The organism is Paenibacillus sp. EKM301P, assembly GCF_011800295.1.
Classification (GTDB): Bacteria; Bacillota; Bacilli; order Paenibacillales; family Paenibacillaceae; genus Paenibacillus; species Paenibacillus polymyxa.
The window spans coordinates 1-14,550 of sequence record NZ_JAALFM010000017.1; the positions used below are offsets into that span (position 1 = coordinate 1).

The following is a 14,550-nucleotide window of genomic DNA, read 5'->3' on the forward strand; positions in this document are numbered from 1 at the left end:
GAGGTAGATAGGTTGGGGGTGGAAGTGCAGTAATGCATGGAGCTGACCAATACTAATCGGTCGAGGGCTTATCCTAAGATAAGACGCAATGAAGTTTCGGATCCAGTTTTCAGGGTGTAAGCATCACATCGTATAAGTTCGAGTAGCTTATATGAGACGAGCTAACACACAGCATTTGGCGATGCTGATTCCTGAAAAGAATTTGCGAAGCAAATTCATGTTTGGTGGCGATAGCGGAGGGGTTCCACACGTACCCATCCCGAACACGACCGTTAAGCCCTCCAGCGCCGATGGTACTTGGACCGCAGGGTCCTGGGAGAGTAGGACGTTGCCAAGCAAAAGTAAAAAGGATGATAACCTCACTGAGGTTATCATCCTTTTTTTATGCATTTTGTGGATGGACACCTGATTCTAAGGTTGACAGAGGGAAGAGGCTTTGCGACACTCTAAGTGCGTATTTTTTTAAAGGTCCAAGTATACGAGCGAGGTGACGAAGTTATGGAGATCAGACAATTACAACGTGAGGAATTTGAAGCAGCTATAGGATTATCCCAGTATGCTTTTCAGTTTACAATGACCCCGGAGGATCTGGAGAAAGCCAAGAAGAAATTCAAACCAGAACAAACATGGGGGATATTCGACGGACCTGACTTGAACGCTAAACTGACTTTGCTACCACTACAGGTATACATACATGGTCAGGTTTTTGATATGGGAGGCATTGCTGGTGTGGCAACGTGGCCGGAAAAGCGTCGCGGAGGTATGGTTTCACGTTTGTTGACGCATGCGCTTGAAGAAATGAAGACCGCAGGACAAAGCCTTTCTTTTCTGCATCCATTTTCTTTTGCCTTCTATCGTAAATTTGGATGGGAAACGTATACTGAGTACAAAAAATACGTCATTCCAATTGATAAATTCCCTGCTAAACTTAAAACAGAAGGTATAGTCAAACGGGATATCAAAAATATTTCAGAACTAGACCAAGTGTATCAATCGTATGCTTCACGTTACAATGGTACGCTGGTACGAGATAAGGCATGGTGGCAGGAACGGATTTTAAATGAGAATTATCGAACTGTAGTATATTACACAGATGCAGGCGATCCTCAGGGATATGCACTATACAAAATAGAAGATAAACAGTTAAATTGTGATGAGTTGGTATATGAAAATGAGACGGCACGTCGGGCTTTGTGGACTTATTTTGCAAATCATGACTCAATGATAACCCAAGGTAAATTTATTTACGTTCCAGCAGATGACAATCTGCCTTTTTTACTCGATGATCCGCGAATTCAACAGGAAACGGTGCCTTATTTTATGGGGCGTATTGTGGATGCTGTTGCTTTTGTAGAGAGATACCCTTTTGAGCAGATTGGAGAGGAAACAAGTTTAACCTTACATCTGACAGATCGGTATGCTCCTTGGAATGAAGGAGTATGGAGATTAACGATTACTACGGAGGGGCAAGGACATCTGGCAAGAGTGGATACAAGTAATTTGCCTGAGAACGATACAGTAGCTGACTTGGAACTGGGAATTCAGTCATTAACAACTTTAATGCTCGGCTACCAGCAAGCTGATAACCTGTTTAATTGGGGGCGCATTGAAGGAAGCAGTGAGTCTGTGGCTGCACTTAAACGTGTAATACCAACAAAACAAACGTTCCTATTGGATTTTTTCTGATAAAGGCCCAATTAGATTTTCTTAATGCCCAACTCTTTTTAACCAAATTGGATGTGGGATATCATAATTATTCAAAGCTCTTCCATAATGGGAGAGTTTTTTTATTCTATAGTATAAAACATAATTAGATTGCGAAAAATGGTATTGACCCCTTGGCAAAAATGAAATTTGTGCTATAATACGAATATAGTCAAAGAAAGTCAAAGTCAATCAGAACCAGTGTGAATCTACAGAAGTATAGCAATAATGACATGATTTGCGTATAGTTAGGAGCTGCTTCTTATGGACAGAAGAGAAGTGTATGATTTATCGCAAATAAAGGTCACACTAGAAACGAAACGGTACAATTTCAATGGATGTAGAACAGGCAATAGCCTGAATACAGCTTAGATTCGTGACTATACCGTTTGGTTAAGTTCAATATACGGCGGACTCTGTGGAGCGTGAAATGTATTTGAATACTTGCGTTTCCGTTAGTGGAGGATGATGAAATGCGCAATGTTTCCGACATTATTGAACAATATTTGAAGAGCATGCTGCTGGAAAGTCCCCAAGGCTTAGTGGAGATTCAGCGCAATGATCTGGCTGACCGCTTTTCCTGCGTACCGTCGCAAATTAATTATGTAATTAGTACCCGGTTTACGCTGGAAAAAGGTTATGTGGTGGAAAGTAAACGCGGTGGTGGAGGTTATATTCGGATTCAGCGAATTCAATTACCTGCACAGCATGCGATCCATACACACCTTCATCAGAGCATCGGGGAGGAAATTAGCCAATCGGCAGCAGAAGGATTGATTTATCAGTTAGAGGAAGCTCATTTTTTAAGCAAAAGGGAAGCGGGTCTAATAAAGGCTGCTTTATCAAGAGATACATTATTGCTGAAGCTTCCCTATCGTGACCAACTGCGAGCAAGATTGCTTAAGGCTATGCTGATCTCGTTGCTGGCGGCCAAATAGCTAGTATCCATTAACCAGTGAATAGAGATTTGCAATTCAGATGTAGGGATTTGTAAAAATCCTGACGTTGAAGGAGGTGCTTTTATGCTGTGCCAAGAATGTAATATGCGGCCGGCAACTTTGCATTTCACCAAAATTGTGAATGGCGAAAAGACAGAGTTTCATATTTGTGAGACATGTGCGAAGGAAAAAGGGGAGATGATCCCTGGAACACCTAATGGCTTTTCGATTCATAGCTTGTTGTCAGGGATGTTGGATTTTGATTCTAGCACTAAAAGCCAGTCTTCAGGTCACAGTGTTCCCCAAAATCTGCAATGCAAGGATTGCGGTATGACTTATACACAGTTTAGTAAGCTAGGACGTTTTGGATGTCCATCATGCTATCAATATTTTGATAGTCGTCTGGACCCTCTGTTCAAGCGTGTGCATGGTAGTACGAGTCATGTTGGGAAAGTTCCGGTCCGTACTGGAGGCCGACTAAAGGTTAAACGGCAAATTGATGATTTGAAAAAAGAGATGCAACAACACATTGTACAGGAAGAATTCGAATCAGCTGCTGAGCTTAGGGATCAAATCAGAAAGCTTGAAAAAGAAATGACTGAAGAGTAAAGTTTGTGAAGAGTAGGAGGGAATGCGTGATGCCCAATATCCGATTTACGGAAAAGCCGCTAAGTGATTGGATGCGTGGTGATGCTGCGGATTCGGAGATTGTCATTAGCAGCCGGGTAAGAATTGCGCGTAACTTGCAGCATCTGCCTTTTCCCATGCTTGCTACCAATCAGCAGTCGGAAGAAGTGCTTCAACGCTTAACGGATATCCTTCAGTATGATGATTTGCGTCGTTTTGGTACTTTTCATACCTTGAAAATATCCGAGTTGGATGAGATCGACAAACAGGTACTGGTTGAGAAGCACTTGATTAGTCCTAATTTGGCGAACGAATCTCGCAACGGTGCTGTGTTGATTAGTGATGATGAATCAGTTAGTGTTATGATAAATGAAGAGGATCATTTGCGTATTCAGTGCTTATATCCCGGATGTCAGGTTAGAGAAGCTTGGGAACGCGCTATGGTCATTGATGATGCATTTGAAGCGCATGTTGATTATGCATTTGATGATCGGAGAGGTTTTCTGACCAGTTGTCCGACGAATGTCGGCACAGGTATGAGAGCTTCGGTGATGATGCATTTGCCCGTATTGGTCATGACTCATCAAATCAATCGTATATTGTCCGCTGTTTCACAGGTGGGTCTTACAGTTCGCGGTATTTATGGTGAAGGCAGCGAAGCAGTTGGGAATTTGTTTCAGGTATCCAATCAGATTACCTTGGGACAAACCGAAGCGGAAATTATCGAGAATCTACATGGCGTGGTGCTGCAAATTATAGAGCACGAACGTTCTGCCAGAGAACGATTGATGAATGAATCCATGCTGCGGATTACAGATCGGGTGATGCGTTCATTCGGTATTTTGTCATATGCAGCAGTTTTGGATTCCAAGGAGGCTGCACAGCGGCTGTCCGATGTACGCCTCGGTGTAGATTTAGGGATTTTGGAGCGTCCTTCCATTGCAGCGATGAATGAGCTTAATGTGATGACGCAACCCGGCTTTTTACAAAAAAGCTTTGGGGATAAAATGAATACCGGTGAGCGCGATATGTACCGGGCGAAGCTGATCCGGCAAAAATTAGGCACAACCCTTTAATATATAGAATGAACTGAAATACACACTGTGGAGGTGCAGGATATATGATGTTTGGAAGATTTACGGAACGTGCACAGAAAGTGCTTGCCTTGGCCCAGGAAGAAGCTGTTCGATTGGGACACAACAACATTGGCACAGAGCACATTTTGCTAGGACTCATTCGTGAAGGTGAAGGAATAGCAGCGAAAGCCTTAATCGGTTTAGGGCTGGGACTGGAAAAAATCCAGGATGAAGTGGAAACACTGATTGGACGCGGTCAAGAGCAACCGACGAACATTGCCTATACTCCACGTGCTAAGAAAGTCATTGAGCTGTCTATGGACGAAGCACGTAAATTGGGTCATACCTATGTAGGTACCGAGCATATTTTGCTAGGCCTTATTCGTGAAGGTGAAGGCGTAGCAGCACGTGTACTGAACAACCTGGGTATCAGTCTGAACAAAGCGCGTCAGCAAGTGCTTCAATTGCTCGGCAGCAGCGAGGCGGTTTCCAGCCATCACGGTGCTCCAGCTAATGTCAGCACACCAACTCTGGACAGTCTGGCACGCGATCTGACGGCTTCTGCGAAGGAAAATAACCTGGACCCCGTTATTGGGCGCAGCAAGGAAATTGAGCGCGTTATTCAAGTGCTCAGCCGCCGTACAAAGAACAATCCTGTTTTGATCGGTGAACCTGGGGTAGGTAAAACGGCGATTGCCGAAGGATTGGCACAAAAAATCATAGCGAATGAGATTCCCGAAACGTTGCGCGACAAACGCGTAATGACACTCGATATGGGTTCTGTAGTAGCAGGTACTAAGTATCGAGGTGAATTTGAGGATCGCTTGAAGAAGATTATGGACGAGATTCGTCAAGCTGGAAATATCGTATTGTTCATTGATGAGCTGCATACACTGATTGGTGCTGGTGGAGCGGAAGGCGCAATTGATGCCTCCAACATCCTGAAACCTGCTCTGGCACGTGGCGAGCTGCAATGTATCGGTGCCACCACGCTGGATGAATACCGCAAATATATTGAGAAAGATGCTGCTTTGGAGCGTCGTTTTCAACCTATAACCGTGGATCAACCTTCTCCAGAAGAAGCGATTCAAATCTTGTATGGTCTGCGCGACCGTTACGAAGCGCATCACCGTGTAAAAATCACTGATGAGGCTATTGAAGCTGCAGTAAGATTGTCAGATCGTTATATTACGGATCGCTTCCTACCGGATAAGGCTATTGACCTTATTGATGAAGCGGGCTCCAAGGTAAGGCTGAATTCCTATACAGTACCGCCAAACCTGAAACAGCTGGAAAACCGTCTGGAAGATATCCGTAAGGAAAAAGATTCAGCGGTACAAAGCCAGGAGTTTGAAAAGGCAGCTGCACTGCGCGATACAGAGCAAAAAATTCGTGAAGAGCTGGATGTCACTAAAAACCAATGGAAAGAACAACAGGGGCGTACAGATTCCGAAGTTACACCAGAGGATATTGCTCAGGTCGTTGCCATCTGGACTGGTGTCCCAGTCAGCAAGCTGAAGGAAGAAGAAACACATCGTTTGCTGAATATGGAGCAACTGTTGCATGAACGGGTGATTGGGCAGGACGAAGCTGTTAAGGCAGTAAGCCGGGCGATTCGCCGGGCACGCGCCGGTCTGAAAGATCCGAAACGTCCAATCGGCTCCTTTATTTTCCTCGGTCCAACTGGAGTTGGTAAAACAGAGCTGGCACGCGCCTTGGCTGAATCTATGTTTGGTGATGAAAATGCGGTTATCCGTATTGATATGTCCGAATATATGGAGAAACACTCCACATCCCGTTTGGTAGGAGCGCCTCCAGGATACGTAGGATATGAAGAAGGTGGCCAACTGACTGAAAAGGTACGTCGTAAGCCTTACTCTGTTGTGTTGCTGGATGAAATTGAAAAAGCACACCCAGAAGTATTCAATATTCTGCTGCAAGTGTTGGAGGATGGACGTCTGACGGATTCCAAAGGACGTGTTGTTGACTTCCGTAACACACTCATCATCCTAACATCCAACGTTGGTGCACAGGCAATCAAACGTAACTCCACGCTTGGTTTTACAGCTGTTGTGGACGCTGGGGCGGATTACGATAACATGAAGGGCAAAGTGATGGATGAACTGAAGAAAAGCTTCCGTCCTGAGTTCTTGAACCGGATAGATGAAATCATCGTGTTCCATTCTCTCGAAGAAAAACATATTGCCGAAATTGTTTCACTCATGTCTGAGGAACTGCGTAAGCGTCTGAATGAGTATGAGGTTGACTTTGAGTTGACAGACAAGGCTAAGAATTTCCTTGCCAAGGAAGGCTTCGATCCAGCGTATGGTGCGCGTCCATTGCGTCGTGCAATCCAGAAGCATATTGAAGATCGCCTGTCCGAGGAACTGTTGACTGGAAACATTTCTAAAGGCGACTCTCTCTATATTGATGAAGAGAACGGTGCATTGACAGTAACGAAAAAGGATAATGTATCCGCGAAGTCCTAAAGCAGTTTAGTAAATAAAACATTAGAAAAGGGTGTCTCGCAGGCTGGAAAGCTATTGCGAAGGCACCCTTTTTGTGTATTGAACACCTTGAAAGGGTAGGGTAAAAGCTTTGGGAAAGTTTGTGATATTGCTTTACGTCCGCCAAGCTTCAATGGTAAACTTTTATTGTTACAGCTCTTTCAGGTGCTGTGTGAAGATAAAATTGACATCATCGTTGTCAAGAAGGAGCCAAGGAATAAAGTATGGCTAAAGTGAAAACTAAATTTTCCTGTACAGAATGTGGCTATGAATCGCCTAAATGGTACGGAAAATGTCCTGGATGCCAGGCATGGAATTCCATGGTCGAAGAAACGGAAAGCGTTGTAAAAACTCAAGGAATGGGATCTTCCCTTCTTACTCATAGCACAAAAGACAAACCGCTTCCTATTATTGAAGTGGAGAGTGGCAAAGAAACACGAATTTTGACGGGAATTGGTGAATTAAATCGTGTACTCGGTGGAGGTGTGGTGCCAGGTTCACTTGTTCTGGTGGGTGGTGACCCGGGGATCGGTAAGTCTACGCTTATGCTGCAAACCTCTAATGAGCTGGCTTTAACTGGTTTAAAGGTACTCTACGTGTCTGGTGAGGAATCCGTCCGCCAAACGAAGCTACGTGCAGATCGCCTCGGTGCTTTGTCTCCCAGTCTGTACGTATTATGTGAGACGAATTTGGAGACGATTGAAGAAGCAGTGGACAGCTTGAAGCCGGAGTTTTTGGTCATCGACTCGATACAGACTGTATATTTGCCTGAGGTGACAAGTGCGCCTGGTAGTGTAGCTCAGGTGCGCGAGTGTACTTCACGATTTATGCGGATTGCCAAGGGATTAGGTATTGCTACAGTACTGGTAGGGCATGTGACCAAAGAAGGCGCTATTGCAGGTCCGCGTTTGTTGGAGCATATGGTCGATTGTGTACTTTATTTTGAAGGAGAGCGCCATCATACGTATCGGCTGTTGCGTGCGGTTAAGAATCGTTTCGGTTCTACGAATGAAATTGGTATTTTTGAAATGGCCGAAAGTGGTTTGCGTGAGGTGGCGAATCCTTCTGAGCTCTTCCTGTCCGAACGGCCACTGGGGGTGGCTGGTTCCACAGTCGTTGCCAGTATGGAGGGAACCCGGCCTGTGTTGGTTGAATTGCAAGCACTCATTGCGGCTACGCATTTTCCATCTCCACGCCGAATGGGTACGGGGATTGACCATCATCGGATGGGATTAATCATTGCCGTATTAGAAAAGCGGATGGGCATGTTTTTGCAAAACCAGGACGCTTATCTCAATGTTGCTGGAGGCGTAAAGCTGGATGAACCAGCGGTGGATTTAGCCATAGCGGTGAGCATTGCTTCCAGCTTTAGGGATGCTCCTACCAAGCCGTACGATGTGATTTTTGGTGAAGTAGGACTGACAGGCGAGGTGCGGGCTGTATCCCGAGCAGAACAGCGAGTGCGAGAAGCAGAGAAATTAGGTTTCAAACGGGTGATCATGCCCGAGAAAAGCTTGAAGGGCTGGACACATCCAAAAGGGATACAAATTATAGGAGTTGGAACGGTGGCAGATGCACTGGCAGCCGCATTAGATTAGGGGGCATTGAGGATGAAGGAAGCGAGCCAACTGGATAAAATGAACGATTTGCTACGGCTTGTGGCACCGGGAACTCCCTTTCGCGACGGATTGGAAAACGTTTTGCGTGCCAAAACGGGTGCTCTTCTGGTCGTTGGCTATAGCCCGGAAGTAATGGAAGTCGTGGATGGCGGTTTCTCTATTAATTGTGACTTTTCGCCGAACTATTTGTATGAGCTGGCTAAAATGGACGGCGCAATCATATTGAGTGAGGATTTAAAACGAATTTTATATGCCAATACGCAATTGATTCCCGATTCTTCCATTTCGTCCATAGAAACAGGGATTCGGCATCGGACGGCGGAACGAGTTGCAAAGCAGACTGGCAAACTGGTTGTGTCTATTTCCCAGCGTCGTAATATTATTACGTTGTATCAGGGGACTTTACGATATGCGCTCAAGGAAATCGGGGTTATTTTAACGAAAGCTAATCAGGCTATTCAGACGTTAGAAAAATATAGATCCGTATTGGGGCAAGCCTCAACGAATCTAACTGCATCTGAATTCGAAGAACTGGTTACCATGCCGGAGGTCGTTAATGTCATTCAACGGATCGAAATGGTGCTGCGCATCAAAATGGAGATCAAACGATTTATTAACGAGCTCGGGAATGAGGGCAGGCTGATTAGCATGCAGATGGAGGAGCTTGTCAGTAATATCGAGGAAGAAGCTTGGTTGCTGTATAAGGATTATGCCAAAGACGACAGCGACGAGAAGATCCGTGAAATTATATTGGGACTCAAACGTTCTACGGACGACGAATTACTGGATGTGAATCATATAGTACGTTTATTAGGCTACCCTTCTTCAGCAGCGACATCAGAAGAATATATTGCTGCACGCGGATATCGGGTGCTGAACAAAATACCTCGTTTGCCAAATGTAATTATTCATAATCTGGTGGAGCGATTTGGACGTTTTCCACATGTCATGACAGCAACGATAGAAGAACTGGATGAAGTGGATGGTATAGGAGAGGTTCGTGCACGTACGATTAAAGAAGGGCTTAAACGTTTACAGGAACAAGTTTTCATTGACAGACAAATGTAAATGTAATACAGTGAAAGGATTATAATGGAACAATTCATACATTGAGGTGAAGAGATGATTACCAAATCAATTCCGAACATGTGTACCTTGGGTAACTTGTTTCTCGGAATGATCGCCATTTTATTGGCCGTAGACGGAAAATACAGTCTTGCCGCTATTATGGTTATTGTCGCCATGTTGTTGGACGGACTGGATGGAAGGATGGCCCGGGCTTTGAATGCCCAGAGCGAATTCGGTAAAGAACTGGACTCCTTATCAGATATGATATCTTTTGGTGTTGCTCCCGCAGTTATTATGTACATGGTTGCTTTTCATGATGCGAATTCGGCTTTGGCTTGGACGGTTACAGCCATTTTTCCGATGTGCGGAGCATTGCGTTTGGCTCGATTTAACGTACGTCCCGGTGTACCAGGTTATTTCACAGGTTTACCCATTCCGGCAGCAGGTGGCGTATTAGCCACGTTGTCCTTATTCCATAACGAGATTTCATTGTTATACATGTCGATTGCCATGTTGCTAGTCTCTTATTTGATGGTTAGCTCCATGAGATATCCAAATTTCAAAAAGGTCGGCCTTCCGAAAAAAGCGATCTGGGTTGCTCCGTGGGTCGTAATTGCAGCGGTGGTTCTAGCTGTTAAATTTCCTGATCAGCTGTCGAAGCTGATTTTTGTACCACTGGTGCTTTATGCGTTGTACGGTATGAAGCTGAACATTCGGAAGTTATCACGCAGACGTGGACGTGAGCGGGATCGTTCTAAACAGGAAGAACAGGACGATCAATATCGTCATTCGCAACGTTAGTGTCAGACAAGAACTACAAGAAGCATTTATTTCCTTGATTCATTCAAGGGGATAAATGCTTTTTTTATGCATAAAAAGTGAAAACACAGGGTTAGTTATGTGGGAAATGGACCATACTGGTAAGGGAAGTGCTATGTATCCAATAAATAGCAGACTATTGAAAAGAAAATAAAGGAGGTATAGAGACTCAATGTGGAGAAAGGCTATTTTAACTTTTACAGGATTGTGCGGCGCGTGGTTTGGCTATACGTTATACCAGCGGATAGGAGGCTTAGTAACGTGGATGCCACAATGGTTGAGTGATGGTTCTTTACCAGGAATGGCTGTTTGGATGTTAGCGGGAGCGGTGGTATTTATGGTTGGCTGCTCATTCGCAGGGGCGTCCGTGGCGAATCGATTGCAGCAGGGTATTGAAGGTTTGGTACGAATTCCGATGAATGAGATGATGGCAGGTGTCATGGGCTTAGCGGTGGGGTTGATCCTTTCCTTGGCAGTTTATCCACTCTTTTCAGGGTTAGGGGCACCTGGTTTACTTATCCAGACCGCGGTTACCTTGGTATGTGGATATGTGGGGTTGATGGTTGGGCTAGAAAAACGGGACGAGTTGTCATCCTTTTGGAGTTCAGGCTTTTTTGGTCGGGGAACGGATGTAGAAGAACGAAAGCTGGAGGAACATAAAATTTTGGACACCAGCGTCATTATAGATGGGCGTATTGCGGATATCTGCAAGACAGGTTTTATTGAAGGGACCATTGTGATTCCTGAATTTGTGTTGGAGGAGCTTCAGCATATCGCAGATTCTTCAGATTTACTTAAGCGTAATCGTGGGCGGCGGGGTCTGGATATTTTGAATAAAATTCAAAAAGAGCTAGATGTGAATGTGCTCATCTATGAGGGGGATTTTGAGGAAATTTCAGAGGTCGACAGTAAGCTGGTTAAGCTTGCAAAGGTGTTGCAGGGTAAAGTTGTAACTAATGATTTTAACCTGAATAAAGTATGCGAACTTCAAGGTGTGTCTGTGCTGAACATTAATGATTTGGCGAATGCAGTGAAGCCTGTCGTACTGCCCGGTGAGGAGATTATGGTGCAGATTATCAAAGATGGCAAGGAGCATGGGCAAGGTGTAGCTTATCTGGATGATGGTACGATGATTGTTGTGGAGGGTGGACGTGACTATATTGGCTCTCTCATGGAAGTACTGGTCACAAGCGTACTTCAGACCTCTGCGGGCCGTATGATCTTTGCTAAACCGAAATTATTGGAAAAAGCTCAATAAACGAGGTATGATGAAGTAGATGTGTTATCATACGGATCGTCCAAGTGCGATCAGGGCAGGAGTTATTTGAATGAACAATCAGGTAGGAGTCGTGATTGTGGCGGCCGGGCGCGGCTCCCGTATGGGAACGCAGGAGAGCAAGCAATTTCTGCTTTTGCGAGACAAGCCCATCTTCATACATACACTTGAAATATTCGCAGCAATGCCTGAAGTGGATGAAATGGTGATGGTTACTGGAACTGGAGATGTGGAACGCTGCAGAGACTGGATTCATCAATACAAGATTGGTAAAAATGTACGGGTGGTGGCTGGTGGCAGTGAACGCCAGCATTCGGTTTATCGCGGTTTGCGCCACTTGCAAACAGATTGGGTGATGGTGCATGATGGTGTGCGGCCATTGATTCAACCTGAGCTTGTACGTTCATGCCTGGAGGCTGCTCAGCGTACTGGTGCTTCTGTAGCGGCAGTACCTGTAAAGGATACGATCAAGCAAGTGAACGGGGATGGTATCATTACAGCAACGCCGGATCGCCGAAGTCTGTGGAGTATTCAAACGCCACAGACTTTTCGTCTTTCCGACCTGCTGCGGGCCTATGAGGAAGCGGAGCAGTCAGGATTTTTGGGGACAGATGATTCCATGCTGGTGGAGCGAATAGGCATTCCAGTTACTGTCGTTCAGGGCAGCTACAAGAATATCAAAATTACTACGCCTGAGGATTTGGAGATGGCGGCGTTATGGGTAAAGACAGAGGGAGAGGATATCAAATGATTAGAGTGGGGCAAGGATTTGACGTCCACCAGCTGGTGGAAGGAAGGCCATGCATCATCGGAGGCGTAAATATTCCGTATGAAAAAGGTTTGCTGGGTCATTCCGATGCAGACGTGCTGCTGCATGCCATTAGCGATGCTATCCTGGGTGCGCTTGGCTTGGGAGACATCGGAAAGCATTTTCCAGATAATGACCCTGAATTTAAGGACGCGGATAGTCTTAAGCTACTGGAGCATGTGTGGGGGCTGGCTAAAGAGCGGGGATACCGATTGGGGAACATCGATTCTACAATTATTGCGCAGAAGCCCAAGATGGCATCGTACATCCCGCAGATGAATGAAATCATCGCCCGGGTGCTGGAAGCAGAGGAGTCATCCCAGGTAAATGTCAAGGCGACGACGACGGAGCAACTCGGGTTTACCGGGCGAAGCGAGGGAATCGCGGCTCAGTCGGTTGTCTGTCTAATCAAGTAAATGCTATCATCTTGAGTAATTCTATTTGGAGGAGATTATATGAGCACGGAAGTTCGTGTACGCTATGCACCAAGTCCAACAGGACATCTGCATATTGGAAATGCCAGAACGGCATTATTTAATTATTTGTTTGCCCGCAATCAAGGCGGGAAATTTATTATTCGCATTGAAGATACAGATGTGAAGCGCAATATTGAGGGCGGAGAAGAAAGCCAGCTTAAATATTTGAAATGGTTGGGTATGGACTGGGATGAAAGTATAGACGTGGGCGGCGAGTTTGGACCTTATCGCCAGACCGAGCGCTTGGACATCTACAAAACATACTGGCAGGACTTGCTGGATCGCGGTTTGGCATACCGCTGTTATTGCACGGAAGAAGAACTTGAACGCGAGCGTGAAGAACAGATGGAACGTGGGGAGACACCACGTTACTCAGGAAAACACCGTGATTTAACAGAAGAACAGTGTCAGGCGTTTGAAGCAGAGGGCCGTGTACCAAGTATTCGTTTTCGCGTACCAGAAGATCGTGAATATACGTTTGATGATATTGTTAAAGGTCAAATTACGTTCAATTCCAAAGAAAGCGGCGATTTTGTTATCGTCAAAAAAGACGGTATTCCGACATATAACTTCGCTGTAGCGGTTGACGACTATTTGATGAAAATATCGCATGTACTACGGGGTGAGGATCATGTATCCAATACACCGCGGCAGTTGATGATTTTTGAAGCTCTCGGCTGGGAGCCTCCACGCTTTGGTCATATGACGCTGATCGTAGGCGAGGATCACAAAAAGCTCAGCAAACGAAATGAATCCATTATTCAGTTCATGGAGCAGTACGATAAGCTGGGCTATCTGCCGGAAGCTATATTCAACTTTATTGCATTGTTGGGCTGGTCTCCGGAAGGCGAGGAAGAGATCTATGATCGGGAACAATTAATCTCGATTTTCGATCCTAATCGTTTGTCCAAAAGCCCAGCTGTATTTGATACAAACAAGCTTGCTTATTTGAATAATCATTATATTAAAAAAGCTGATCCTGAACGGATTGCTAGTATGGCAATTCCACATTTGCAGGCAGCAGGACTGTTGCCGAATGATTTATCGGCTGAACAACAGGATTGGGCTAAAGCTCTTGTCCGCTTATACCAAGAACAAATGACTTCAGCGTCTGATATTGTGGTGTTGTCTGAGTTGTTTTTCCGTTCACATCTGGAGTTGGATGCTGATGCGGCGGCTGTTCTGGCTGAAGAACAGGTTCCTGATGTACTTAGAGCCTTTGCAGCTAAGGTTGAAACGAGCGAGGAATTTACAGCTCCACAAATGGCCAAGCTGATCAAAGAAGTCCAAAAGGAAACTGGTTTTAAGGGGAAACAGCTGTTCATGCCGATTCGTGTGGCCCTTACAGGTCAAACTCATGGACGGGATCTGAACGAGACCATCTATCTACTTGGACGTGACAAGGTATTGGACCGTCTTAAGGCACAAATTAAAGGCTGATATTTCTTGTCAATTTGTTGTCTTTTCGCTATAATGACTCCATTGATATGGATTGATACTTACGTGTAAAGGCTGCGAACAGGAGAAGTACACTGCATAAGGGCATCTGCCAGAGAGGACGGTCGAGGGGAAACCCCAGGCTGAGAACCGTCTAGATGACCTGCGGAGGAAATGCGCCTGGGAGCCGTGCGC

12 protein-coding genes and 1 rRNA gene are annotated in these 14,550 nt (G+C 45.3%); all 13 read left to right on the plus strand.

The window, feature by feature from the left end:
* The first annotated feature begins 220 nt into the window (after positions 1 to 220).
* The 13 genes from rrf to gltX all read left to right on the plus strand — a co-directional run bounded on the left by rrf (position 221) and on the right by gltX (position 14,358).
* A 5S ribosomal RNA gene (gene rrf / locus HFD99_RS22870) occupies positions 221 to 337 on the plus strand.
* A 161-nt stretch (positions 338 to 498) separates the two neighbouring features.
* Complete coding sequence (locus HFD99_RS22875; protein WP_123797691.1) at positions 499 to 1,686, plus strand: GNAT family N-acetyltransferase; 1,188 nt, start codon at positions 499 to 501, stop codon at positions 1,684 to 1,686.
* A 491-nt stretch (positions 1,687 to 2,177) separates the two neighbouring features.
* Positions 2,178 to 2,642, plus strand: a complete 465-nt coding sequence (locus HFD99_RS22880; RefSeq protein ID WP_016818631.1) for a CtsR family transcriptional regulator — start codon at positions 2,178 to 2,180, stop codon at positions 2,640 to 2,642.
* An 84-nt stretch (positions 2,643 to 2,726) separates the two neighbouring features.
* Positions 2,727 to 3,251, plus strand: a complete 525-nt coding sequence (locus HFD99_RS22885) for a UvrB/UvrC motif-containing protein (protein ID WP_016818632.1) — start codon at positions 2,727 to 2,729, stop codon at positions 3,249 to 3,251.
* 29 nt (positions 3,252 to 3,280) lie between these two features.
* Positions 3,281 to 4,345: a protein arginine kinase gene (locus tag HFD99_RS22890; RefSeq protein ID WP_123797690.1), complete on the plus strand. Its 1,065-nt coding sequence runs from the start codon at positions 3,281 to 3,283 to the stop codon at positions 4,343 to 4,345.
* 44 nt (positions 4,346 to 4,389) lie between these two features.
* Entirely contained in the window at positions 4,390 to 6,834 is a 2,445-nt protein-coding gene (clpC, locus tag HFD99_RS22895) for an ATP-dependent protease ATP-binding subunit ClpC (RefSeq protein WP_016818634.1), read from the plus strand.
* Between the two features lie 242 nt (positions 6,835 to 7,076).
* Complete coding sequence (gene radA / locus HFD99_RS22900; protein WP_013373291.1) at positions 7,077 to 8,450, plus strand: DNA repair protein RadA; 1,374 nt, start codon at positions 7,077 to 7,079, stop codon at positions 8,448 to 8,450.
* A gap of 12 nt (positions 8,451 to 8,462) precedes the next feature.
* Positions 8,463 to 9,539 carry a DNA integrity scanning diadenylate cyclase DisA gene (gene disA / locus HFD99_RS22905; protein WP_013373290.1) on the plus strand — a complete coding sequence of 359 codons (1,077 nt, stop codon included), beginning with the start codon at positions 8,463 to 8,465 and terminating at the stop codon, positions 9,537 to 9,539.
* 54 nt (positions 9,540 to 9,593) lie between these two features.
* Entirely contained in the window at positions 9,594 to 10,340 is a 747-nt protein-coding gene (gene pssA, locus HFD99_RS22910; RefSeq protein ID WP_016818635.1) for a CDP-diacylglycerol--serine O-phosphatidyltransferase, read from the plus strand.
* Positions 10,341 to 10,530: 190 nt separating this feature from the next.
* The gene (locus tag HFD99_RS22915; RefSeq protein ID WP_017427900.1) at positions 10,531 to 11,616 is read left to right on the plus strand and encodes a PIN/TRAM domain-containing protein; all 1,086 of its coding nucleotides are present in this window, start codon (positions 10,531 to 10,533) and stop codon (positions 11,614 to 11,616) included.
* 70 nt (positions 11,617 to 11,686) lie between these two features.
* Positions 11,687 to 12,385: a 2-C-methyl-D-erythritol 4-phosphate cytidylyltransferase gene (ispD, locus tag HFD99_RS22920; protein ID WP_025365934.1), complete on the plus strand. Its 699-nt coding sequence runs from the start codon at positions 11,687 to 11,689 to the stop codon at positions 12,383 to 12,385.
* On the plus strand, positions 12,382 to 12,858 hold the full coding sequence (gene ispF, locus HFD99_RS22925) for a 2-C-methyl-D-erythritol 2,4-cyclodiphosphate synthase (protein ID WP_016818638.1): 477 nt from the start codon (positions 12,382 to 12,384) through the stop codon (positions 12,856 to 12,858). Before ispD ends, ispF begins: the two co-directional genes overlap by 4 nt.
* Positions 12,859 to 12,897: 39 nt before the next feature.
* A complete protein-coding gene (gene gltX / locus HFD99_RS22930) occupies positions 12,898 to 14,358 on the plus strand; it encodes a glutamate--tRNA ligase (protein WP_016818639.1) in 1,461 nt (486 codons plus the stop codon).
* Positions 14,359 to 14,550: the final 192 nt, after the last annotated feature.